Here is a 23,987-nt window from a genome sequence, read left to right as displayed (position 1 = left end):
CGCTTTTTTTATTGCCCGATGTGGCGGCAACGATGAGTAAAAAATGATGAGTCTTAATCTGGTGAGTGAACAACTGCTGGCAGCGAATGGCCTGAGTCATCAGGATCTGTTTGCCATTCTCGGTCAATTGACCGCGCGTCGTCTTGATTATGGCGATCTCTATTTCCAGTCGAGCTATCACGAATCCTGGGTTTTAGAAGACAGCATCATTAAAGATGGCTCTTACAATATCGATCAGGGCGTGGGCGTTCGCGCTGTGAGCGGTGAGAAAACCGGTTTTGCCTATGCCGACCAGATAAGCCTGCTGGCGCTGGAGCAGAGCGCGCAGGCCGCGCGTACCATTGTGCGTGAAGACGGCGACGGCAAAGTGAAGACGCTGGGTGCGGTGGAACATACGGCGCTTTATACCAGCCTTGATCCGCTGCAAAGCATGAGCCGCGAAGAGAAGCTGGATATTCTGCGCCGCGTGGATAAAGTGGCGCGCGCGGCCGACAAGCGCGTGCAGGAAGTGACCGCCAGCCTGACCGGCGTTTATGAATTGATTCTTGTTGCGGCGACCGACGGTACGCTGGCCGCCGATGTGCGTCCACTGGTGCGTCTCTCGGTGAGCGTGCAGGTGGAAGATGACGGTAAACGCGAGCGTGGTTCCAGCGGCGGTGGCGGTCGTTTCGGTTATGACTGGTTCCTGCAAGATGTTGATGGCGATGTGCGTGCAGATGCGTGGGCGAAAGAGGCCGTGCGCATGGCGCTGGTGAACTTGTCTGCTGTTGCGGCGCCTGCGGGCACGCTGCCTGTGGTGCTGGGCGCGGGCTGGCCGGGCGTGCTGTTGCACGAAGCGGTTGGTCACGGTCTGGAAGGCGACTTCAACCGTCGCGGCACATCGGTATTCAGCGGGCAGATGGGCCAACTGGTGGCTTCAGAGCTTTGTACGGTGGTTGATGACGGCACGATTGCCGATCGTCGCGGGTCGGTAGCGATTGACGATGAAGGCACGCCGGGGCAGTACAATGTGCTGATCGAAAATGGCGTGCTGAAAGGCTACATGCAGGACAAGATGAACGCGCGTTTGATGGGCATGAAACCGACCGGCAACGGCCGCCGTGAATCTTATGCTCATCTGCCGATGCCGCGCATGACCAACACCTATATGCTGGCCGGTAAATCGACGCCGCAGGAAATTATCGAGTCCGTTGATTACGGGATCTACGCGCCAAACTTCGGCGGCGGCCAGGTGGATATCACCTCCGGCAAGTTCGTCTTCTCCACCTCGGAAGCGTACCTGATTGAGAAAGGTAAAGTGACCAAAGCGGTGAAAGGCGCAACGCTGATTGGCTCCGGGATCGAAGCCATGCAGCAGATCTCGATGGTCGGTAACGATCTGAAGCTGGATAACGGCGTTGGCGTATGCGGCAAAGAGGGACAAAGCCTGCCGGTTGGCGTGGGTCAACCGACGCTGAAAGTAGATAACCTGACGGTGGGCGGTACGGCTTAATCGTTAAAATCCTCTCCCTGTGGGGAGAGGATTACCCGCTCAGGCACTGCGCCCCTGCATTCCCTGATACACCTTCGCCACTTCAATAAAATATTCCGTCATGTAGTTAATACAGACCTGCACTTTCAGCGGGAGCTTATCTTTTTCCGTATACAGCGCATAAACCGGGCGCGGATCGGACTGGTAGCGCGGCAGCAGGATCTCCAGTTGGCCGCTGTTGATCTCATCGATCACCCACATCAGCGGGACATAAGCCAGCCCGGCACCGGCGGTCAGCCAGCGCGTCAGCGTCATCGGATCGTTGGTGACAAAACGTCCCTGCGGGATCAGCCGCGTTGAGATCCCTTCTGGCGCGATCAGTTCAAATTCATTATCCGGACGGACGCTATATTCCAGCCACGAATGATTTGCCAGGTCGGTGGGTTTTTCCGGCACGCCATATTGGGCAAGATAGTTTTTCGCCGCGCACAGCACCATCGGCATCGCGCCAAGGCGGCGGGAGAAGAGGCTGGAATCCTGCAATGCGCCGACGCGGATCACCACGTCCAGCCCGTCGGCGATCAGATCCGGCGCCGGGATGCCGGTTACCAGGTTAACGGTCAACCCCGGATGCTCTTTCAGCATCTCTGCCGTCATTTTTGCCAGCACATTTTGCGCCATGGTTGAAGAACTACCAATGCGCAGCGTGCCAATCGGCGTGTTGTTGAAAGCGTAAAGTTGTTCATGGACATCCTGCACTTCATGCAGCATGCGACGGCATCCCTGATAGTAAATTTTTCCGGCTTCGGTCAGCCCCAGGCTACGTGTGCTGCGGTTTAGCAGCTTGACCTGTAATTCATCTTCCAGTTTCGCCACCGTCTGGCTGATGGACGAAACGCTCATTTCCAGCTGTCGGGCGGTGGCGGTAAATGAACCCAATTCCACCACTTTGGCAAACACCGACATGCGTTTTAGTCGTTCCATTATTCATTCTTACTTAAAAGTGATTTAGATCACACAATATAGATAACAGCATAACAGTTACGTTAATATACTATCTCTGAAGAATATTCACGTCACTCTCGCCCTGGCACTCCTTGTCCTATTCCTGCGGTGACGTAAAAACAATTTCACCTGCTTGTTCTCGAATCAAGGTCAACATGAGTCTGTTTCCCGTAATCGTGGTGTTCGGTTTGTCGTTCCCACCGATTTTTTTCGAATTGATTTTGTCACTGGCGATTTTCTGGCTGGTGCGACGGGTGCTGATCCCCACCGGAATCTATGATTTCGTCTGGCATCCCGCGTTATTTAATACTGCGCTGTACTGCTGCTTGTTTTATCTGCTGTCGCGTCTGTTTGTTTGAGGTCGAAGTGAAAACACTAACAAGAAATATCTCCCGTACCGCCATTACGGTCGTTCTGGTTATCCTGGCGTTCATCGCAATTTTCCGCGCCTGGGTCTATTACACCGAATCTCCCTGGACGCGCGATGCGCGCTTCAGCGCAGATGTCGTTGCCATTGCGCCGGATGTCACCGGGCTGGTGACTTCGGTCAACGTGCATGACAACCAACTGGTAAAAGAGGGGCAAGTGCTGTTCACCATCGATCAGCCCCGCTACCAGAAAGCGCTGGCAGAAGATGAGGCGGATGTTGCTTATTACGATGCACTGGTCAACGAGAAGCGCCGCGAGGCCGGACGTCGTAATCAGTTAGGCGTACAGGCGATGTCGCGCGAAGAGATCGACCAGGCGAACAACATACTGCAAACGGCGATGCACCAGCTGGCGAAAGCGCAAGCGGCTCGCGACTTGGCGAAACTCGATCTGGAGCGCACCATCATCCGCGCACCGGCTGACGGCTGGGTTACCAACCTGAATGTTTACGCCGGTGAGTTTATTACCCGCGGTTCCACCGCTGTGGCGCTGGTGAAACAGAACTCTTTCTATATTCTGGCTTATATGGAAGAGACCAAACTCGAAGGCGTTCGTCCTGGCTACCGGGCGGAGATCACGCCGCTCGGCAGTAACCGGGTGCTGAAAGGCACGGTGGACAGTATTGCCGCCGGTGTGACCAACTCCAGCAGCAGCAACGACAGCAAAGGGATGGCAACCATCGATTCCAACCTGGAATGGGTGCGTCTGGCCCAGCGCGTGCCGGTACGTATTCGCCTCGACAAACAGCTGGGAAATCTCTGGCCTGCGGGCACGACCGCGACCGTTGTCGTGACCGGGAAAACCGATCGTGACGAAAGCCAGGACTCCTTCTTCCGTAAAATGGCCCACCGCCTGCGTGAGCTGGGGTAATCGCTATGGGGCTGTTGTCGATAGCCAGCCAGCATTTGCGCTTTGCCGTCAAGCTGGCCTTTGCCGTGGTGCTGGCGCTGTTTGTCGGTTTTCACTTTCAGCTTGAAACGCCGCGCTGGGCGGTGCTGACCGCCGCGATCGTTGCGGCTGGCCCGGCGTTTGCCGCCGGTGGCGAGCCCTATTCTGGCGCTATCCGTTACCGCGGGATGCTGCGTATTGTCGGGACGTTTATCGGCTGTATTGCCGGTCTGGCGATCATCATTGTCTTGATCCGCACGCCGCTACTGATGCTGATGGTGTGTTGTATCTGGGCTGGTTTTTGTACCTGGCTCTCCTCGCTGGTACGGGTTGAAAACTCTTATGCCTGGGGGCTGGCAGGATATACCGCGTTAATCATCGTCGTGACCATTCAGACCGAGCCGCTGCTGGCGCCGCAATATGCCGTGGAGCGTTGTAGCGAAATCGTCGTCGGCATCCTCTGCGCTATTGTTGCCGATCTGCTGTTTTCCCCACGCTCGATCAAACGTGAGATTGACCGTGAGCTGGACGCTCTGCTGGTGGCGCACTATCAACTGATGCAATTGTGTATCAAGCACGGCGATAGAGAAGAGGTGGATCAAGCGTGGGCTGCGCTGGTGCGCCGTACCACCGCGCTGGAAGGCATGCGCAGCAATCTGAAGATTGAATCCTCCCGCTGGGGGCGTGCTAACCGGCGGTTAAAAGTCATCAACACGCTGTCGTTGACGCTGATTACTCAGGCTTGCGAAACCTACCTTATTCAGAATACGCGCCCGGAACTGGTCACTGATACCTTCCGGGAACTGTTCGCGGATCCTGTCGACAATGTGCAGGATGTGCATAAACAGTTGAAACGCATGCGCCGGGTGGTGGCCTGGACCGGTGAGCGTGATACGCCAGTAACCATCTACAGTTGGGTGGGCGCGGCGACGCGCTATCTGCTGCTGAAACGCGGTGTCATCGGTAATGCCAAAATCAGTGCAGTTGAAGAAGAGGTTCTCCAGGGCGAAGTGGTGGTAAAAGCGGAATCCGCCGAACGTCACCACGCAATGGTTAACTTCTGGCGCACCACCTTATCATGCATGCTGGGTACGCTTTTCTGGCTATGGACTGGCTGGACATCCGGCAGTGGATCAATGGTCATGATTGCCGTTGTTACCTCGCTGGCGATGCGTCTGCCGAACCCGAAAATGGTGGCAAAAGACTTTATCTACGGCATGCTGTGGGCGCTACCGATCGGAGCATTGTTCTTTCTGGTGATTATTCCCTCGACACAACAAAGCATGCTACTGCTCTGTATCAGTCTGGCGGTGCTGGCCTTTTTCATCGGCATTGAGGTACAGAAGCGCCGTCTGGGATCGATGGCGACGCTGGCGGGCACCATCAACATTCTGGTGCTTGATAACCCAATGACCTTTAAATTCAGCCAGTTTCTCGATAATGCGCTCGGCCAGTTAGTGGGCGTGGTGCTGGCGATGGTGGTTCTGCTGCTGGTGCGGGATAACTCGCAGGCGCGCACCGGGCGTACGTTGTTGAATCAGTTTGTTTCGGCGGCGGTATCGGCAATGACCACCAATACGGCGCGACGTAAAGAGAACCATCTGCCGGCGCTGTATCAGCAACTGTTTTTACTGCTGAACAAATTCCCCGGCGACGTGGCGAAGTTTCGTCTGGCATTAACGTTGATTATTGCCCACCAGCGTCTGCGCGATGCGCCGGTGCCGATCAACGATGATCTTTCCGCTTTTCATCGCCAGTTACGCCGTACCGCGTCGCAAGTGATTTCGGCCGGATCGGATAACAGACGACGGCGTTACTTTACGCAACTGCTGGAAGAGCTGGATATCTACCAGGAGAAACTGCGCATCTGGGATGCGCCGCCGCAGGTGACCGAGCCGGTGCAGCGATTAACCGGGATGCTCCACAAATATCAGCATGCGCTGACCAGCAACTAAACAGAGAACCGACGCCAAAAAGCGTCGGTTTTTTTATGGCTATACTTGGTGGGAACTGATAACACACCGATCGGGAGAGCAAATGACAACTCAGGTATTGCAGGACAACCCACTGTTTCAGACCGGCTATCTGGTGGATGGCGTCTGGAAATCCCTGGACACCACATTTGACGTTCTGAATCCGGCCACCGATGAAATCATCGCCAGCGTCGCTAAAGCAGGAAAAAAAGAGACCGAAGATGCCATTGCTGCGGCGAGTCGGGCTTTTCCTGGCTGGCGGGCGAAAACCGCGAAAGAGCGTTCCGCCATCCTCTATCGCTGGTATGAATTGATCATTGAAAATAAAAGCTGGTTAGGGCGCTTAATGACCACCGAGCAGGGGAAACCATTGAAAGAAGCTGAGGGGGAAGTCGAGTATGCCGCCAGCTTCATTCAGTGGTTTGCCGAGCAGGCAAAACGCGCCAACGGTGAGATTATCCCACCGATCAAGCCGGGTTCGCGCATTCTGGCAACCCGGGAACCGGTTGGTGTGGTGGCTGCCATCACGCCGTGGAACTTCCCGATGGCGATGCTGACCCGCAAGCTGGGGCCAGCGCTGGCGGCAGGGTGTACCGGCGTTATCAAACCGGCGAACAATACTCCGCTCAGCGCGTTTGCCTTGTTGGCGCTGGCGAAGAAAGCGGGCGTACCGGATGGTGTGCTCAATGCGGTTGCCGGTAACACGGCAGAAATCAGCGATGCGATTATGGCCAGCCACGAGGTGCGGAAGATCTCCTTCACTGGCTCAACTGCGGTAGGGAAAACGCTGGTTCGCAACGCCGCCGAAACCATGAAAAAAGTGTCGATGGAACTGGGGGGCAACGCACCGTATATCGCCTTTGAAGATGCCGACATCGATGCGGCCGTTCAGGGGGCGATTGCGAACAAATTCCGCAATGCCGGTCAGGTCTGCGTCAGCGTAAACCGCTTCTACATTCATGAGTCTGTCTACGACATTTTCACACAAAAGCTGAGTACGGCGGTAAGCGCATTAAAAGTGGGAAATGGTCTGGACGAGGGCGTGGTGGTGGGGCCGTTGATCGAGCCTGCCGCCGTCGAGAAAGTGCGTGAGCATGTGGAAGATGCGGTGGCTAAAGGCGCTAAAGTGCTGGCTGGCGGTAAAGCGCACAGTCTTGGCGGTAACTTCTGGCAACCAACCGTGCTGGGCGATTGTAGCGATGGCATGAAGCTGGCGCAGGAAGAGACATTTGGCCCGGTGGCAGCCTGTTTCCGCTTTACCAGCGAAGAAGAAGTCGTCCAGCGCGCGAATGCGACGCCGTTTGGCCTGGCGGCTTACTTCTATACGCAAAACTTGCAGCGGGTATTCCGCGTTTCGCAGGCCATTGAGAGCGGAATGATCGGTATTAACGAGTGTGCGGTATCCACCGAACTGGGGCCGTTCGGTGGAGTGAAAGAGTCGGGTCTGGGTCGCGAAGGGTCGGTGCTGGGGCTGGAGGAGTTCCTTGAGGTGAAAACCCTGCATCTCGGCGGATTATAACGCGTCGGGCGGCGGATGCCGCCCTGTTGGGCTGGTGGCGGAAATAATGAATACCTACACTTTCGATTTTAAAAACATCGACGATCAGGGCGCGTTCTACCGCGAGTTCTCGCGCCGGTTCGAGCTGGGAAGCGACAAAATTCACGATCTTGATTCACTGTGGGATGCAGTGATGGCGGGGGCATTACCTTTACCGCTGGAGATTGAGTTTGTTCATCTGCCGGAGCGACAGCGCCGCCGTTTTGGCGCATTGATCCTGTTGTTTGATGAAGCGGAAGAGGAGCTGGAAGGCGAGCTGCGTTTTAACGTGCGCTGAAGGCAAAAAAAAGCCCCTGACAGGCAGGGGCAAGTCGTCGGACTAGACGACGAGGGTTTATTTATACAGTTCTGCCGTGACGTGGGTGTGGTCACCCGTACGTGCTTCAACGATGCGATAGCTGCTGGCGCCCGCCTGGTCAGCTTTTGCGGAGAGTTCCTGGCGAATATCCATCGGTACACCAGCAACCTGTGAAACAGAAACACTGCCCATAGGTTGCAGGTTGCTTGCCTGTTCGCTGTTAACCAGCGTTGCAGCGCTTGCGCCGAAAGAGATCAGGGATGCAAGGCCAAGGGATGCGATGATGAGATTGCGTTTCATAGTTTGTCTCCTTAAGAGAGTCTCAACGGCAGGGAGGATTAAACAGCTATTTTTGTGCCTGGCGCCGTTGAGTGATGACATAGGGTTATCGGTAAAACTTATTTGTACAGTTCGGCTGTTGCGTGCCAGTTGTCACCGGTACGTGCTTCGATAATGCGGTAAGAAGAAGCACCTTGTTCTTCTGCTTTTTTGTTCAGTTCAGCACGCATATCCATCGGAGAGGAGGCGACAGCACCTACGGATACGGTACCGATAGGCTGGCGTGATTGTGCCTGGTCTGCGCTGATGGAATCGGCAGCAAAAGCGCCAAATGACAGTGCTGAGAGAATGCCGAGTGTTGCAACAGTTGATTTGATATTCATGATTCTTTACCTCGTCGTATTCTTTTACTTCAATTCATTGGGGTCTTGTTTCGTGACCCTCATCACAAAATCAAGTATACACTAGTCACTGAAAAAATTAATACCACGCTAATTATTTCTATGGTAATTAAGCCTTATTGAAATCATTTTTTATAACGATAAGGAATAAAAGACCTGGATATGATTAAAAAATGATTGGTGATAGCTAAGAAAATCATATAGATATTTGAATTTGATTTTTTGTGCGATGGCATTCACTGCACCGGGGAGTTGAAACAGAAAATCGCACTAACTGTTAAATTAATGTGAGTGAAAAGTCGCGAGCAGAGGGGGAGAGGCAGAACATTCCCCCGCAATCAAAGCGGGGGAAAAGTGATATCAGAGTTCCTGTTCGAACAAAACGAGGATCGCTTCGTAGAGATCTTTAACGGTGAAGCCTCTGGCCGGGGTAGTAAAAATCGTATCGTCGCCAGCAATGGTGCCGAGGATACCTTCCGCTTTACCCAGGGAATCCAGCAGGCGCGCGATAAGCTGCGCAGCGCCCGGGCTGGTGTGAATCACCACCACGGCATCGTTGTGGTCGATATCCAGCACCAGGTTCTTCAGCGGGCTGGAGGTTGTCGGGACGCCCAGTTCAATCGGCAAGCAGTAGACCATCTCCATTTTTGCGTTGCGCGTACGCACCGCACCGAATTTGGTCAGCATGCGGGAGACTTTAGACTGATTGATATTGTCGAAGCCTTCCTCTTGTAAAGCCTGGACAATTTCTCCCTGAGAACTGAATTTCTCTTCTTTAAGAAGCGCCTTAAACGCTTTAACTAATTCTTCTTGTTTTGCCGAGCTTCGCATAAGTCACCCGTAATATGGCCGTGAAAACAACATTATTATGCATATTAATGAATTTTTATGCAAACAATCTCATGTGGGAAATTCTGAAATGTATGCTGAAAGGCGCGGAGTTTACCAAATCTTGCGCTGAAGGACAGGCACATGTGCCTTACGTCGCAAATAACATTAAAAAGTAAATTAAATGTTATAAAGTTGATGTTATTTTGGTGGATATCGCAGCTATATTATAAACTCTCAGTGTTAGTTGCTTAGTTTGCCGATCTGACGACGTATTTACCTTCTTATAAGATCTTAAAGTGGAGTATGCCGCAGAATTTTTGCGCATGCATTGCCATAATTATCAGGGTGAATTAAGGTCGCCGCAACGGAGTAACAAGATATTTAGCTAACCATAATAAGGAGTTTAGGATGAAAGTCGCAGTCCTCGGCGCGGCCGGCGGTATCGGTCAGGCGCTAGCCCTACTACTGAAAACACAACTGCCTTCTGGTTCAGAACTCTCTCTCTATGATATTGCTCCTGTAACCCCCGGGGTTGCTGTTGATCTCAGCCATATTCCAACTGATGTGAGCATTAAAGGTTTCTCCGGCGATGATGCGACTCCTGCGCTGGAAGGGGCCGATGTCGTACTGATTTCCGCTGGCGTGGCGCGTAAACCGGGTATGGATCGTTCCGACCTGTTTAACGTCAACGCGGGCATTGTGAAAAACCTGGTCACCCAGGTGGCGAAAACCGCGCCGAAAGCCTGTATTGGTGTCATTACTAACCCGGTTAATACCACCGTCGCCATTGCGGCGGAAGTGCTGAAAAAAGCGGGCGTCTACGACAAGAACAAACTGTTTGGCGTTACCACGCTGGACATTATTCGTTCCAATACCTTTGTTGCTGAACTGAAACATAAATCACCGGGCGATATCGAAGTGCCGGTGATTGGTGGGCATTCCGGCGTAACCATTCTGCCGCTGCTGTCGCAGGTACCGGGCGTCAGCTTTAGTGAGCAGGAAGTCGCAGACCTGACAAAACGCATTCAGAATGCCGGTACTGAAGTGGTGGAAGCGAAGGCGGGTGGCGGTTCGGCTACGCTCTCGATGGGGCAGGCCGCTGCGCGTTTTGGTTTGTCGCTGGTTCGCGCGCTGCAAGGCGAGAAAGGCGTGGTTGAATGCGCCTATGTTGAAGGCGATGGCGAGTATGCGCGTTTCTTCTCACAGCCGCTGTTACTGGGGAAAAACGGCATTGAAGAGCGTCATGCCATCGGCAAGCTTAGCGCTTATGAACAACAGTCGCTGGAAGGTATGCTGGACACGCTGAAAAAAGATATTCAACTGGGTGTGGATTTCGTTAACCGCTAACGCAATCGCTGCCCCAAAAAAACCGGAGCCTGTGCTCCGGTTTTTTTATGGCAATCAGTTAGTTGCCGGATACTCTTCGATGGTAACTTGCAGCGTCAGTTTCTTATCGTCGCGCATCACTTCAACCGGAATGACGGAACCAGGGCGGATCTCGGCGACCTGATCCATCGTTTCAAGCGCGGAAACGGCCGCTTTACCATTGACGGAGGTGATGACGTCATTCACCTGAATCCCGGCGCGTGCGGCAGGACCGCCAGGCGACACTTCGTTAACGACAATCCCCTGAATTGGGTCGATACCGCCGCCTTGTGAATGCAGCGGCGCAATTTCTCGCCCGCCGATACCAATGTAACCCCGGATCACCCGACCATCGCGGATCAGCTTATCCATAATCTTGGTGGCCAACTGGAAAGGGATGGCAAAACCGATGCCTTCCGGTGTTTCGCCGTCGTTGCTCTTATCAAACGACAACGTGTTGATGCCCATCAGCTCGCCCAGCGAGTTGACCAGCGCGCCGCCGGAGTTCCCATGGTTGATGGACGCATCGGTCTGTAAAAAGTTCTGCCGCCCGCTCGGGTTCAGGCCGATACGCCCGGTAGCGCTGATAATCCCCTGCGTTGTTGTTTGACCAAGGTTGTATGGGTTACCGATTGCCAGCACCACATCGCCGATATGCGGCGTGCGTTTTGTATTGATGGGGATCACCGGCAGACCGCCGGTTGCATTGATTTTCAGCACCGCTAAGTCGGTCAGGGAATCCGAGCCAACCAGCAGTGCTTCAAACACCCGCCCATCCTGTAGGGCAACGATAATCTGGTCCGCATCATTGATGACGTGCTTGTTGGTAATGATGTAGCCACGCTGATCCATAATCACGCCGGAACCAAGTGTACGGATCTCCAGGCGATCATGAGTGGAGCTATTCAGGCTGCGGTTATAGACGTTGACCACCGCGGGCGCTGCGCGGCGTACTGCCGGGTTATAGCTGGCCGGCGTTTCGTCAGCGCTTTCAAGCTGGGGAGCGCTAAGTGGGATGTTTTTGCGCAGCGAAGGCATGGCGACGATGATCAGGCCACCCACAACCAAACCGATTGCAACTGAACGTAAAATCTTCACATACATGATGGGATTATCGCTAAAAGGAAGAACGGCAGCAGCATAACATGAGTTCTCCGGACATCACATGATGATGTCCGGAGAGTGAAGGACTTAGCGCAGCAGCAGATAGATGCTGTCGTTGCCACGCACAATGTGCAGCGCCATTACCGAAGGTTTCGTTTCCAGCACTTTACGCATTTCAGCGATCGACTGAACGCGCTCACGGTTAATGCCAATGATCACATCATCTTTATGCAGACCGGCCTGCGCGGCGGCGCTGCCTTTTTCGACATTATTTACCGAGATGCCTTTGGTACCATCTTTGAGCTGGCTGTCGCTCAGTTCTGCACCCTGCAATGACGGTGAAATCAGATCGGCGCTGGCGGATGAAGAGGTACTTTTATCCAGCGTGACTTCCACATCCAGCGGCTTGCCATCGCGCAGCAGGCCGAGCTTCACTTTCGCGCCTGGCTCTGTCGTGGCAATACGTGAACGCAGTTCGGCAAAGCTGTTCAGCGGCTTACCATTCAGACTGACGATAACATCACCGGATTTGATCCCGGCTTTTGCCGAACCGGAGTTAGGCAGCACTTCGCTGACAAAGGCGCCGCGTTGAACGTTAAGATTAAAGGCTTTGGCGATATCCGCACTCATTTCCGTACCTTTAATACCCAACAGACCGCGTTTGATCTCACCAAACTGAATCAATTGTTTGGAGAGGGTTTGCGCCATATTGCTCGGAATGGCGAAGCCAATTCCTACGCTACCGCCGCCCGGTGCGAGGATAGCGGTATTAATGCCGATAAGCTCGCCGTTGAGGTTAAGCAGCGCGCCGCCGGAGTTACCGCGGTTGATGGAGGCATCCGTCTGGATAAAGTTTTCCAGCCCTTCCAGATTCAGGCCGCTGCGGCCCAGCGCGGAAACAATACCGGAAGTGGCCGTCTGCCCAAGGCCGAACGGGTTGCCGACGGCAACGACAAAATCGCCAACGCGCAGTTTATCGGAGTCGGCAATCGCAATTTGCGTCAGGTTGCTGGCGTTCTGTAATTGCAGCAGAGCAATATCGCTTTGATCATCACTGCCGATCAGCTTGGCATCGAACTCGCGACCATCGTTCAACTGCACGCTGATTTTTTGCGCCTGATTGATAACGTGGTTGTTTGTCAGCACGTAGCCTTTTGCGGCGTCAATGATCACGCCGGAACCCAGCCCTTCAAAAGGTTGCGGTTGCTGCGGTTGATCCGGTACATCATCGCCGAAAAACTTCTTAAGCTCTTCCGGAACTTTCTGACCTTGTGTCGTCCCCTCTACCTGCACGCTAACCACTGCAGGCAATACCTTTTCCAGCACGGGCGCAAGGCTTGGCAACGCGCCCTGACCGGGCACTTGTGATGGCATTGCTGCCATCGCCTGAAACGGTGCCGAGAGAGTTAACCCGACACTTAACGCAAATGCACTCAACAGCAGGGTTGGTTTCTTCATTGATGCTGGCTCTCGTAACCTGAAGTGAAAGGAATGACGCCCCAAAACAGTTTGATGTTATTGAAATTTCAACCGGGTAACAATGAGGTGAATGACTAAATAATAGCTGTGATGCGGAAGATGGGGTGGGCGCGGGGAACGCGCCCGAAAAAAACAGTTGGCAGGGCGGGATTATTTACGGCTTGCGCCGCCGCGCAGTAGGCCGGAAGCGCCATCAGAATAATCACGCGGGATCTGCACCGGCGCCTGATCGTTGCTGGCTTCAGATTCGGCCAGACGGTTGCGGAACGGATTCTCTTCTGCGGACATTTCCGGCAGCAGGCTGGTCGAGCTTTTCGCCATGTGCTGATACAGTTGGCGATAATCATGCGCCATGTTATCCAGCAGTTCCGCGCTGCGGGCAAAATGGCTCACCAGCTCTTCGCGATACTCTTCCAGTTCCGCTTTGTTTTTTTCCAGTTCATACTGCAAGGCCTGTTGCTGGCGCAATTTACGGTTTCCGAAACGCATACCCACGGCACCAATGATAATGCCGACAACCAACCCGATTAGCGCGTATTCCCAGGTCATGTACTTCTCCCGTTATTGTGTGATTCCGTAGGGTGTGGGCTGCAAGCTCCTTGCCTGCGCCTGATAGTGCCACTATAACCGCTTCTGGTGTAGAAGTGGAATCCTGACAAATCATCGCGTAGTGTAGAACGGCCTTTTTTTCGTCAACCCTGTGGGGGCGGATCGATTTTCAAGGAACAACAATAACACCATGCAAAGCCTTACCCCGACATCGCGATACAACAGCGCCCTCAACGAGGGAAGCCATCAGCCTGATGATGTGCAAAAAGAAGCCGTTCAGCGGCTGGAACATATCTATCAAGAACTTATTACCCGCAGCGACAACAGTGCACCGACAAACGGTGGTTTGCTGGCGAAGTTTGGCAAACTGCTGGGAAAACGTGAACCGCGTGAAAGCGCGCCGGTGCGCGGCCTCTATATGTGGGGCGGCGTTGGCCGTGGCAAAACCTGGCTGATGGACATCTTCTATCAGAGCCTGCCGGGTGAGCGTAAACAACGTCTGCACTTTCACCGTTTTATGCTGCGCGTTCACGAAGAACTCACCTCGCTTCAGGGGCATAGCGATCCGCTGGAAATTGTTGCCGATCGTTTCAAAGCTGAAACCGATGTGCTGTGCTTCGATGAATTTTTCGTTTCGGATATTACCGACGCCATGCTGCTGGGCGGGTTAATGAAAGCGCTGTTCGCCCGTGGTATTACGCTGGTGGCGACGTCGAATATTCCGCCGGATAAGCTCTACCGCAACGGCTTACAGCGCTCGCGCTTTTTACCTGCTATCGATGCCATCAAGCAGTTTTGCGATGTGATGAATGTCGATGCAGGCGTCGATTATCGTCTGCGCACATTAACCCAGGCGCACTTATGGCTGACTCCGCTGGATAGCGAGACCGCGCGGCAAATGGATGCATTGTGGTTAGCGCTGGCGGGCGCAAAGCGTGAGCATGCGCCGCAGCTGGAGATTAATCACCGTGCGCTGCCAACGCTGGGTGTGGAAAACCAGACGCTGGCGGTGTCGTTTGCCACGCTCTGCGTCGATGCGCGCAGCCAGCACGATTACATCGCGCTCTCACGCTTGTTCCATACCGTAATGTTATTCGATGTGCCGGTAATGACGCCGCTGATGGAGAGTGAAGCACGACGCTTTATTGCGTTAGTGGATGAGTTTTACGAGCGCCACGTGAAGCTGGTGGTGAGTGCTACCGCGCCGCTGCATGAGATTTATCAGGGCGAGCGGCTGAAATTTGAATTTCAGCGCTGTTTGTCCCGCCTGCAAGAGATGCAGAGCGAAGAATATCTCAAGCGTGCGCATATGCCGTAATCGGTAACTCCCTTTCCCGGAGGGAGAGGGATTCGCCTTGCACAAAAGCCGTGCCAAATCACAAAAAGGGGTCGATCTTTGCCCACGACTTCTCTATAATCCTGCGACCCCACGTTACTACAAGGTTTTTTTCCCGAAACTCTTGTGTGCCGGCTAAACATATCCGAAGGGGTAGGTTTACTGGACAATGTCGTGTGAACCTCACTTGTATTTAGGCGTTTGGGTGTTCACCAACGTGTAACTTATTATTTGGGTAAGCTTTATAATGAAAACTTTTACAGCTAAACCAGAAACCGTAAAACGCGACTGGTATGTTGTTGACGCGACCGGTAAAACTCTGGGCCGTCTGGCTACCGAACTGGCTCGTCGCCTGCGCGGTAAGCATAAAGCGGAATACACTCCGCACGTTGATACTGGTGATTACATCATCGTTCTGAACGCAGAAAAAGTTGCTGTAACCGGCAACAAACGTTCTGACAAAGTGTACTACCATCACACCGGCCACATCGGTGGTATCAAAGAAGCGACCTTTGAAGAGATGATTGCCCGCCGTCCTGAGCGTGTGATTGAAATCGCGGTTAAAGGCATGCTGCCAAAAGGCCCGCTGGGTCGTGCTATGTACCGTAAACTGAAAGTTTACGCGGGTAACGAGCACAACCACGCGGCACAGCAACCGCAAGTTCTTGACATCTAATCGGGATTATAGGCAATGGCTGAAAATCAATACTACGGCACTGGTCGCCGCAAAAGCTCCGCCGCTCGCGTGTTTATCAAACCGGGCAACGGTAAAATCGTAATCAACCAGCGTTCTCTGGAACAGTACTTCGGTCGTGAAACTGCCCGCATGGTAGTTCGTCAGCCGCTGGAACTGGTCGACATGGTTGAAAAACTGGATCTGTACATCACCGTTAAAGGTGGTGGTATCTCCGGTCAGGCAGGTGCGATCCGTCACGGTATCACCCGCGCTCTGATGGAGTACGATGAGTCTCTGCGTTCCGAACTGCGTAAAGCTGGCTTCGTCACTCGTGACGCTCGTCAGGTTGAACGTAAAAAAGTCGGTCTGCGCAAAGCACGTCGTCGTCCGCAGTTCTCCAAACGTTAATTGCTTTCTGCTTCGGCAGAACGATTGGCGAAAAAACCCGGTGCAAGCCGGGTTTTTTTATGGATAAAAAACGTGTTATCCACAGTAATCAATCATTTATTGCGTCTTTTTCAGCATTTGCAGAATCCCCTCACCACAAACCCCGCAAAATCTGGTAAGCTATCATCCAATTTTCTGCCCAAATGGCTGGGATTGTTCATTTTTTGTTTGCTTCCTGAACGAAAGTGACAGTACGGGCGGGTAGGTAACTCACATCTGACCGGTCGAGTAAGTCCGGTAGCAGTAAATTCTTGAATATACCTGGAGGTTTTCATGGCTGTCGCTGCCAACAAACGTTCGGTAATGACGCTGTTTTCTGGTCCTGTGGACATCTATAGCCATCAGGTCCGTATCGTGCTGGCCGAAAAAGGTGTCAGCTTCGAAATTGAGCACGTGGAAAAGGATAATCCTCCTCAGGATCTGATTGACCTCAACCCGAATCAAAGCGTACCGACACTTGTAGATCGTGAACTCACCCTGTGGGAATCACGTATCATTATGGAATATCTGGACGAGCGTTTTCCGCATCCGCCGCTAATGCCGGTTTACCCGGTCGCGCGCGGTGAAAGCCGCCTGTACATGCATCGCATTGAAAAGGACTGGTATTCCCTGATGAATATCATCCAGAACAACAGCGGCGCACAGGCCGATGCTGCCCGTAAACAACTGCGTGAAGAGCTGCTGGCAATTGGTCCGCTGTTCACCCAGAAACCTTACTTCCTGAACGACGAGTTCAGCCTCGTTGACTGCTACCTCGCACCGTTGCTGTGGCGCTTACCGGTACTGGGCATCGAGCTGAGCGGCGCAGGAGCCAAAGAGCTGAAAGGATATATGACGCGCGTATTTGAGCGTGATTCCTTCCTGGCTTCTCTGACTGAAGCCGAGCGCGAAATGCGCCTTGGCCGGGGTTAATTGAATGGATTTGTCACAACTGTCTCCACGCCGTCCGTATCTGCTGCGGGCTTTCTATGAATGGCTGCTGGATAACCAGCTAACGCCGCATCTGGTTGTTGATGTGACGTTGCCGGATGTTCGCGTGCCGATGGAGTATGCGCGTGACGGTCAAATCGTGTTGAACATCGCGCCGCGCGCGGTAGGTAACCTGGAACTGGCGAACGACGAGGTGCGTTTCAATGCGCGCTTCGGCGGTGTGCCGCGTCAGGTTGCTGTGCCGATGGCGGCCGTGCTGGCTATTTACGCCCGTGAAAACGGCGCAGGCACTATGTTCGAACCGGAAGCTGCCTACGATGAAGATGTCGCCATGCTGAATGACGACCTCGAGACTTCAGAGCAGGAAGGCGAGACGGTGATGTCGGTTATCGACGGTGATAAACCCGATCATGCTGACGATCAGGACAACGACCCTGATGACGATCCGCCGCCGCGCGGTGGACGCCCGTCGTTGCGGGTAGTTAAGTAATCAAACAGGGCCGAATGGCCCTGTTTTACTATCCGCGATCCGCCAATAAAAAAGAGGCCGAAGCCTCCTTTTGGGTCGCTACATGGGTATTACACTTCGAGGTAGTTCATGATGCCATCAGCCGCTTTACGGCCTTCGGCAATCGCAGTCACCACCAAATCGGATCCACGTACAATGTCGCCACCAGCAAAGATTTTCGGGTTGCTGGTCTGGAACGGATTTTCGCTGCCTTCCGGCGCGATAACACGACCCTGAGCGTCAAGTTCAACGCTGTGCTTCGCCAGCCACTCCATGCTGTGCGGACGGAAACCAAACGCCATTACCACGGCATCGGCCGGAACCACATGTTCAGAACCCGCAACGATTTCCGCACGGCGACGGCCTTTTGCATCCGGCTCGCCCATTTCGGTGCGAGCCATCTTCACGCCGCACACTTTGCCGTTGGCATTGATTTCAATACCCAGCGGCTGCACGTTAAACTGGAATTCCACACCTTCTTCACGCGCGTTTTTCACTTCGCGTCGGGAGCCCGGCATGTTCTCTTCATCACGGCGATAAGCACAAATTACGTGCGTTGCACCCTGGCGAATGGAAGTACGCACGCAGTCCATCGCGGTATCACCACCGCCAAGCACCACGACACGTTTGCCTTCCATGCTGATATACGGCTCATTTGGCGTTTCGCCAAAGCCCATAATCTGACGTGTATTAGCGATGAGGAACGGCAGCGCATCGAATACGCCCGTAGCGTCTTCATTCTCCAGCCCGCCGCGCATTGACTGATAAGTCCCGACGCCGAGGAACACCGCGTCGTAATCTTTCAGCAGTTCGTCGATCTGCACATCGCGACCCACTTCGGTATTGAGTTTGAACTCAATACCCATGCCGGTAAAAATCTCACGGCGGCGAGTCATCACCTCTTTCTCCAGCTTGAAGGCCGGAATACCAAAGGTCAGCAGGCCGCCGATTTCCGGATGACGGTCGAAGACGACGGCTTTTACGCCGTTGCGGGTCAGCACATCGGCACACGCCAGACCTGCCGGACCTGCACCGATAATCGCCACGCGTTTACCGGTTTGCTTCACGCCGGTCAGATCGGGACGCCAGCCCATCTCGAACGCTTTATCGTTGATATAGCGCTCGATGTTGCCGATGGTAACCGCGCCAAACTCATCGTTCAGCGTGCAGGAACCTTCACAAAGACGGTCCTGCGGGCAGACGCGTCCGCATACTTCCGGGAGGGTGTTTGTCTGGTGCGACAGCTCTGCTGCTTCAAAAATACGTCCTTCGTTGGCCAGCTTCAGCCAGTTAGGAATGTAGTTATGAACCGGACATTTCCACTCGCAATACGGGTTACCGCAGGAGAGACAGCGATCGGCCTGCGCTTTCGCTTGCCCTTCAGAGAAGGGCTCGTAGATTTCAACAAACTCAATTTTACGCAGCTTGACCGGTTTCTTGGGCGGATCAACACGCTGTAAGTCGATAAATTGGTAAACGTTCTGACTCATCTCAATTCCTTACTGCGCCTGCACGCGCAACTCTGCCGCGCTACGACTACGGTGACCTAACAGGGCTTTTACATCGCTGGATTTCGGTTTCACCAGGGCGAATTTCGACGAGAATGCCGGCCAGTTCGCCAGGATCTCTTCGCCGCGCTGAGAACCGGTATGGTGCACATGCTCGGTGATCAGACCGCGCAAATGCTCTTCATGGATGGCGAGGTCATCGACGCTCAGCACTTCCACCAGCTCCGGGTTAACGCGTTTACGGAATTCACCGTCTTCATCCAGTACATAGGCAAAGCCGCCGGTCATCCCTGCGCCAAAGTTGACGCCAGTTTTACCCAGCACGCAAACAATGCCGCCGGTCATATATTCACAGCCGTTGTCGCCGATGCCTTCTACAACCGTGATGGCGCCGGAGTTACGCACCGCAAAACGCTCACCTGCGCGGCCCGCCGCGTACAAACGACCGCCGGTTGCGCCATACAGGCAGGTGTTACCGATAATGCTCGCTTCATGGCTACGGAAGGCCGAACCCACCGGCGGACGCACCGCCAACAAACCGCCCGCCATACCTTTACCCACATAGTCGTTGGCATCGCCGGTCAGATAGAGTTCAACGCCGCCTGCGTTCCACACGCCGAAGCTCTGGCCTGCGGTGCCGCTGAAATGCGCCTTAATCGGATCGGCTGCCAGCCCCTGATCGCCGTGAGACTGCGCGATGTATCCAGACAGCAAAGCCCCCACTGAACGATCGGTGTTGCGGATATCGAACCAGAAAGTTTTGCTCTGCTTCTCATCGACATACGGTTTCGCCTGCTGCAATAACTGCGCGTTCAGCACGCCATTATCAAACGGCGGGTTGTTTTCCGTGCAGTACAGCGCTTTGCCTGGGTGCGGCTCGGCGGTTTCCAGCAGCTTCGCCAGATCCAGTTTCTGCTGCTTGGCGGTAAAACCGTCCAGCTCTTTCAGCAGGTCGGTGCGGCCAATCAGATCGACCAGGCGTTTCACGCCCAGCTGCGCCATTAACTCGCGGGTTTCACGGGCGATAAATTCAAAGTAGTTGGTCACTTTGAACGGCAGACCGTGATAGTGATTCTTACGCAGTTTGTCATCCTGAGTCGCTACGCCGGTTGCGCAGTTGTTCAGGTGACAAATTCGCAGGTATTTACAGCCCAGCGCGACCATTGGCCCGGTACCGAAACCAAAGCTTTCGGCACCCAGAATGGCGGCTTTGATGATGTCCTGCCCGGTTTTCAGACCGCCATCCACCTGCAAACGGATCTTGTGACGCAAACCGTTCGCGACCAGCGCCTGCTGGGTTTCCACCAGCCCCAGTTCCCACGGACAACCGGCATATTTCACCGAAGAGAGCGGGCTTGCGCCTGTACCACCGTCGTAACCAGCGATAGTGATCAGGTCGGCATAGGCTTTCGCCACACCGGTAGCGATGGTACCGACGCCCGGTTCGGAAACCAGCTTCACGGAGATCATCGCTTTCGGGTTGACCTGCTTCAGGTCGAAAATCAGCTGCGCTAAATCCTCGATAGAGTAGATATCGTGGTGCGGTGGCGGAGAGATCAGCGTCACGCCTGGCACCGAGTAGCGCAGTTTGGCGATGTACGGTGTGACTTTGTCACCCGGTAACTGACCGCCTTCGCCCGGTTTTGCCCCCTGGGCGACTTTGATCTGAATGACATCCGCATTCACCAGGTATGCCGGGGTGACGCCAAAGCGACCAGAAGCAACCTGCTTGATACGCGACACTTTATTGGTGCCGTAACGAGCAGGGTCTTCACCGCCTTCACCGGAGTTAGAGTTGCCGCCGATGCTGTTCATGGCTTCCGCCAGCGCTTCGTGAGCCTCCGGGCTGAGCGCGCCGATAGACATTGCTGCGGTATCGAAGCGTTTGAACAGCTCGGTCGCCGGTTCCACATCTTTCAGACTAACCGCTTCACCGTTCGGCGTGATGGCCAGCAAATCGCGCAGCGTAGCCGCCGGGCGTTCGTTAACCAGCTTCGCATATTCCTGATAATCGCTGTACTCGCCGCTCTGTACTGCCTGTTGCAGCGTGCGCACGACATCCGGGTTATAAGCGTGGTATTCGCCGCCGTGGACATATTTCAGCAGGCCGCCCTGCGACAGCGGTTTACGCGCCAGCCAGGCCAGTTTAGAGAGGTTCAGCAGATCCTGCTGGAAGTCGCTAAAGCCCGCGCCGCCGATACGGCTGATAACGCCCTGGAAGCAGAGCGCAGCAACGTCATCGTGCAGGCCCACGGCTTCAAACAGTTTTGAGCAGCGGTATGAGGCGATCGTCGAAATGCCCATTTTGGACATGATCTTGTACAGCCCTTTATTGATGCCGTTACGGTAGTTCAGCATCACTGTACGGTAATTTTTCTCGATGGCATTGTTGTCGACCAGTTTCGCCAGCGTTTCATACGCCAGGTACGGGTAGATGGCCGTCGCGCCGAAGCCGAGCAGCACCGCAAAGTGGTGCGGGTCGCGGGCACTCGCTGTTTCAACAATAATGTTGGCATCGCAGCGCAGGCTCTTATCCACCAGGCGGGTCTGGATCGCGCCCACCGCCATCGGTGCCGGAACCGGCAGGCGATTTTTGGCGATGTTTCGGTCAGAGAGCACCAGCAATACCGTACCGTTACGCACCATCTGCTCTGCTTTATCGCACAGCGCTTTGACGGTCTCTTCCAGCGACGTTTCGGTCACGTCGAAGGTGATGTCCAGCGTGTCGGCGCGGTAGTGCTCCTCTTCCATCGTCGTCAGCTGCTTGAAATCGGAGTACAGCAGGATCGGTGATTTGAAACTCAGGCGATGTGCCTGGCCTTCCGCTTCGCAGAAGACATTCATTTCGCGACCGATGCTGGTCGCCAGCGACATAACGTGGGCTTCACGCAGCGGATCGATCGGCGGGTTGGTGACCTGCGCGAACTGCTGGCGGAAGTAGTCATAAATAATGCGTGGCTGGCTGGAGAGCACGGCAAACGGGGTGTCATCGCCCATGGAGCCGACCGCTTCCTGACCATTTTCACCCAGCACGCGGATAACCGAATCCAGCTCTTCAAAGCTGTAGTTAAACTGTTTCTGGTAGCTTGCCAGCAGATCGTCGTCCATCTCGCGGGTACCGACGTCTTCGTCAGGCAGATCTTCAAACGGCACCAGACGGCGAACGTTTTTCGCCATCCACTCTTTATACGGGTGGCGGCTTTTCAGATCGTCATCAGTTTCAGCCGAGTGCAGAATGCGCCCGTCGCGGGTATCGATAACCATCAGCTCGCCCGGGCCGACACGGCCTTTTTCGACCACTTCGTCCGGCTGATAATCCCAGATCCCCACTTCTGAAGCACAGGTAATCAGCTTGTCTTTGGTGACGACGTAGCGCGCCGGGCGCAGACCGTTACGATCGAGGTTACAGGCAGCGAAACGACCATCGGACATCACGATGCCCGCCGGGCCATCCCACGGTTCCATGTGCATGGAGTTAAAGTCGAAGAAGCTACGCAGGTCCGGATCCATATCCGGGTTGTTCTGCCAGGCTGGCGGTACCAGCAAACGCATGGCGCGCACGATATCCATCCCGCCTGCCAGCAGCAGCTCGAGCATGTTATCCATTGAACTGGAGTCAGAACCGGTTTCGTTGACGAACGGCGCGGCATCATGAAGATCCGGGATCAACGGCGTTTTGAATTTGTAGGTACGCGCGCGCGCCCACTGACGGTTACCGGTAATGGTGTTGATTTCACCGTTGTGCGCCAGGTAGCGGAACGGCTGCGCCAGCGGCCAGCGTGGTACGGTGTTGGTGGAGAAGCGCTGGTGGAACAGGCAAATGGCCGATTCCAGACGCAGATCCGCCAGATCCAGGTAAAAGCGCGGCAGATCCGCCGGCATACACAGACCTTTATAGATGTTCACCAGATTGGAGAGGCTACAAACGTAGAACTCTTTATCTTCCTGCAGGCGTTTTTCAATGCGGCGACGAGCGATAAACAGACGACGCTCCATATCGCGCGGGCGCCAGCCTGCGGGGGCGTTCACGAAAATTTGTTCAATACGAGGCAGCGAGGAGAGGGCGATTTCACCGAGCACCCCTTCGTTGGTTGGCACATCGCGCCAGCCGACGATCGACAGGGTTTCTTGTTGCAGCTCTTCTTCAACAACGCGACGCGACGCGCTGGCTTTTTCTGGATCCTGATTCAGGAACAGCATGCCCACGGCATAATTTTTGGCTAAGCGCCAGCCGCGCTCTTCCGCCACAATTCGGAAGAAACGGTCGGGTTTTTGCAGCAGCAGGCCGCAACCATCGCCGGTTTTACCATCGGCAAGGATTGCGCCACGGTGCTGCATTCGGGCCAGTGCGTGAATAGCGGTACGCACTACCTTGTGGCTAGGTTCGCCTTCTATGTGGGCGATCAGGCCGAAACCACAGTTATCTCTCTCGAGAGATTTATCGTACAACATATCAGTGAACCTCCCCAGGCTCTACGAGACACCCTCCGTTGATCGATACGCACAGGCGCAAAAAGAGCATGGCGACGGGGCATATGCCTCGCATGTCGCCCTCTTTAATTTCCTTTTCGCATCGATACACAAGTGTTGAGGACTTGCTTAAGAGGGAATCTCAATTACTGCATAAATATGATGAGCAGACTGCTCATCCAGAAAGCTTCCAGCGGATTCCCAAGTTATCGGGAATCCGTACACAGGTCAAATGCCGAGCTTATTTATACAAAAATGTGCTAAAGATGGTTTATCTATTTGATATTTATATTTATTTAATGTTTTTTACATTCAGAAAGCGCAACGACAAGCGGTAGCGGAGTGTGATCTGACTCACTATACCAAAGCGTAGTTTCTGATGTTCTGTCCTGAGTGTATCTTTAACAGCAGATTTTTATTCTGCTGTGCAGGTGGGAGTTGCATGAAGTCACTGTTTTTCACTTATGCGCGTATTTCTGCAA

Annotated in this window: 21 protein-coding genes; 12 read left to right on the top strand and 9 right to left on the bottom strand. The window is 54.2% G+C overall.

The genetic code is table 11. The annotated features are described in order from the left end of the window. Nucleotides 1–46 precede the first annotated feature (46 nt). Nucleotides 47–1,492, top strand: coding sequence for a metalloprotease TldD (tldD, locus tag C0557_RS23370; RefSeq protein WP_074778655.1), 1,446 nt, complete (start codon nucleotides 47–49; stop codon nucleotides 1,490–1,492). A 39-nt stretch (nucleotides 1,493–1,531) separates the two neighbouring features. Here tldD and aaeR read toward each other — a convergent pair whose 3' ends face one another. Beyond that, nucleotides 1,532–2,455, bottom strand: a complete 924-nt coding sequence (aaeR, locus tag C0557_RS23365) for an HTH-type transcriptional activator AaeR (protein WP_074778618.1) — start codon at nucleotides 2,453–2,455, stop codon at nucleotides 1,532–1,534. A gap of 176 nt (nucleotides 2,456–2,631) precedes the next feature. Here aaeR and aaeX point away from each other — a divergent pair, with 176 nt between their 5' ends. The 5 genes from aaeX (at nucleotide 2,632) to C0557_RS23340 (ending at nucleotide 7,601) form a co-directional block, all read left to right on the top strand. Continuing rightward, nucleotides 2,632–2,835, top strand: a complete 204-nt coding sequence (gene aaeX, locus C0557_RS23360; protein ID WP_007369870.1) for a p-hydroxybenzoic acid efflux pump operon protein AaeX — start codon at nucleotides 2,632–2,634, stop codon at nucleotides 2,833–2,835. A 7-nt stretch (nucleotides 2,836–2,842) separates the two neighbouring features. Next, the gene (gene aaeA, locus C0557_RS23355) at nucleotides 2,843–3,775 is read left to right on the top strand and encodes a p-hydroxybenzoic acid efflux pump subunit AaeA (protein WP_208661540.1); all 933 of its coding nucleotides are present in this window, start codon (nucleotides 2,843–2,845) and stop codon (nucleotides 3,773–3,775) included. A 5-nt stretch (nucleotides 3,776–3,780) separates the two neighbouring features. Further along, nucleotides 3,781–5,748, top strand: coding sequence for a p-hydroxybenzoic acid efflux pump subunit AaeB (aaeB, locus tag C0557_RS23350; protein WP_208661538.1), 1,968 nt, complete (start codon nucleotides 3,781–3,783; stop codon nucleotides 5,746–5,748). Between the two features lie 82 nt (nucleotides 5,749–5,830). Continuing rightward, nucleotides 5,831–7,285, top strand: coding sequence for an NAD-dependent succinate-semialdehyde dehydrogenase (locus tag C0557_RS23345; protein WP_208661536.1), 1,455 nt, complete (start codon nucleotides 5,831–5,833; stop codon nucleotides 7,283–7,285). 46 nt (nucleotides 7,286–7,331) lie between these two features. Further along, complete coding sequence (locus C0557_RS23340) at nucleotides 7,332–7,601, top strand: hypothetical protein (RefSeq protein WP_043956362.1); 270 nt, start codon at nucleotides 7,332–7,334, stop codon at nucleotides 7,599–7,601. A 57-nt stretch (nucleotides 7,602–7,658) separates the two neighbouring features. Here the strand turns inward: C0557_RS23340 and yhcN (C0557_RS23335) are convergent, their stop codons facing one another. From yhcN (C0557_RS23335) to argR, 3 genes are all read right to left on the bottom strand, one after another. Further along, a complete protein-coding gene (gene yhcN / locus C0557_RS23335; RefSeq protein WP_035887996.1) occupies nucleotides 7,659–7,922 on the bottom strand; it encodes a peroxide/acid stress response protein YhcN in 264 nt (87 codons plus the stop codon). A gap of 98 nt (nucleotides 7,923–8,020) precedes the next feature. Beyond that, a complete protein-coding gene (gene yhcN / locus C0557_RS23330) occupies nucleotides 8,021–8,284 on the bottom strand; it encodes a peroxide/acid stress response protein YhcN (RefSeq protein WP_208661534.1) in 264 nt (87 codons plus the stop codon). 378 nt (nucleotides 8,285–8,662) lie between these two features. Then, nucleotides 8,663–9,133 carry a transcriptional regulator ArgR gene (argR, locus tag C0557_RS23325; RefSeq protein ID WP_074778612.1) on the bottom strand — a complete coding sequence of 157 codons (471 nt, stop codon included), beginning with the start codon at nucleotides 9,131–9,133 and terminating at the stop codon, nucleotides 8,663–8,665. Nucleotides 9,134–9,541: 408 nt separating this feature from the next. Between argR and mdh the strand changes: the two genes are divergently transcribed. Next, the gene (gene mdh, locus C0557_RS23320; RefSeq protein ID WP_043956365.1) at nucleotides 9,542–10,480 is read left to right on the top strand and encodes a malate dehydrogenase; all 939 of its coding nucleotides are present in this window, start codon (nucleotides 9,542–9,544) and stop codon (nucleotides 10,478–10,480) included. Nucleotides 10,481–10,534: 54 nt separating this feature from the next. Here mdh and degS read toward each other — a convergent pair whose 3' ends face one another. The 3 genes from degS to zapG form a co-directional block, all read right to left on the bottom strand. Continuing rightward, a complete protein-coding gene (degS, locus tag C0557_RS23315; RefSeq protein WP_007369880.1) occupies nucleotides 10,535–11,602 on the bottom strand; it encodes an outer membrane-stress sensor serine endopeptidase DegS in 1,068 nt (355 codons plus the stop codon). 87 nt (nucleotides 11,603–11,689) lie between these two features. After that, entirely contained in the window at nucleotides 11,690–13,060 is a 1,371-nt protein-coding gene (gene degQ, locus C0557_RS23310) for a serine endoprotease DegQ (protein ID WP_074778610.1), read from the bottom strand. A 171-nt stretch (nucleotides 13,061–13,231) separates the two neighbouring features. After that, a complete protein-coding gene (zapG, locus tag C0557_RS23305) occupies nucleotides 13,232–13,630 on the bottom strand; it encodes a Z-ring associated protein ZapG (protein WP_074778608.1) in 399 nt (132 codons plus the stop codon). Nucleotides 13,631–13,820: 190 nt separating this feature from the next. Between zapG and zapE the strand changes: the two genes are divergently transcribed. From zapE to sspB, 5 genes are all read left to right on the top strand, one after another. Next, complete coding sequence (gene zapE, locus C0557_RS23300) at nucleotides 13,821–14,948, top strand: cell division protein ZapE (protein WP_208661531.1); 1,128 nt, start codon at nucleotides 13,821–13,823, stop codon at nucleotides 14,946–14,948. A 265-nt stretch (nucleotides 14,949–15,213) separates the two neighbouring features. Beyond that, nucleotides 15,214–15,642, top strand: coding sequence for a 50S ribosomal protein L13 (rplM, locus tag C0557_RS23295; RefSeq protein WP_043956368.1), 429 nt, complete (start codon nucleotides 15,214–15,216; stop codon nucleotides 15,640–15,642). 15 nt (nucleotides 15,643–15,657) lie between these two features. Next, nucleotides 15,658–16,050: a 30S ribosomal protein S9 gene (gene rpsI / locus C0557_RS23290; protein ID WP_000829818.1), complete on the top strand. Its 393-nt coding sequence runs from the start codon at nucleotides 15,658–15,660 to the stop codon at nucleotides 16,048–16,050. Nucleotides 16,051–16,362: 312 nt separating this feature from the next. Beyond that, a complete protein-coding gene (gene sspA / locus C0557_RS23285; protein WP_007369885.1) occupies nucleotides 16,363–17,001 on the top strand; it encodes a stringent starvation protein SspA in 639 nt (212 codons plus the stop codon). A 4-nt stretch (nucleotides 17,002–17,005) separates the two neighbouring features. Beyond that, nucleotides 17,006–17,509, top strand: coding sequence for a ClpXP protease specificity-enhancing factor (gene sspB, locus C0557_RS23280; RefSeq protein WP_208661529.1), 504 nt, complete (start codon nucleotides 17,006–17,008; stop codon nucleotides 17,507–17,509). A gap of 89 nt (nucleotides 17,510–17,598) precedes the next feature. Here the strand turns inward: sspB and C0557_RS23275 are convergent, their stop codons facing one another. Together C0557_RS23275 and gltB are read right to left on the bottom strand one after the other, a co-directional pair. Next, nucleotides 17,599–19,017, bottom strand: coding sequence for a glutamate synthase small subunit (locus tag C0557_RS23275; RefSeq protein WP_074778602.1), 1,419 nt, complete (start codon nucleotides 19,015–19,017; stop codon nucleotides 17,599–17,601). 9 nt (nucleotides 19,018–19,026) lie between these two features. Beyond that, on the bottom strand, nucleotides 19,027–23,487 hold the full coding sequence (gene gltB / locus C0557_RS23270) for a glutamate synthase large subunit (RefSeq protein WP_208661528.1): 4,461 nt from the start codon (nucleotides 23,485–23,487) through the stop codon (nucleotides 19,027–19,029). Between the last annotated feature and the right edge of the window lie 500 nt (nucleotides 23,488–23,987).

This window comes from Kosakonia sp. MUSA4 (assembly GCF_013085925.1).
GTDB classification, from domain to species: Bacteria; Pseudomonadota; Gammaproteobacteria; order Enterobacterales; family Enterobacteriaceae; genus Kosakonia; species Kosakonia sacchari_B.
Note: the sequence above shows the minus strand (reverse complement) of the source record. Positions and strands in the feature narration are given on the sequence as shown.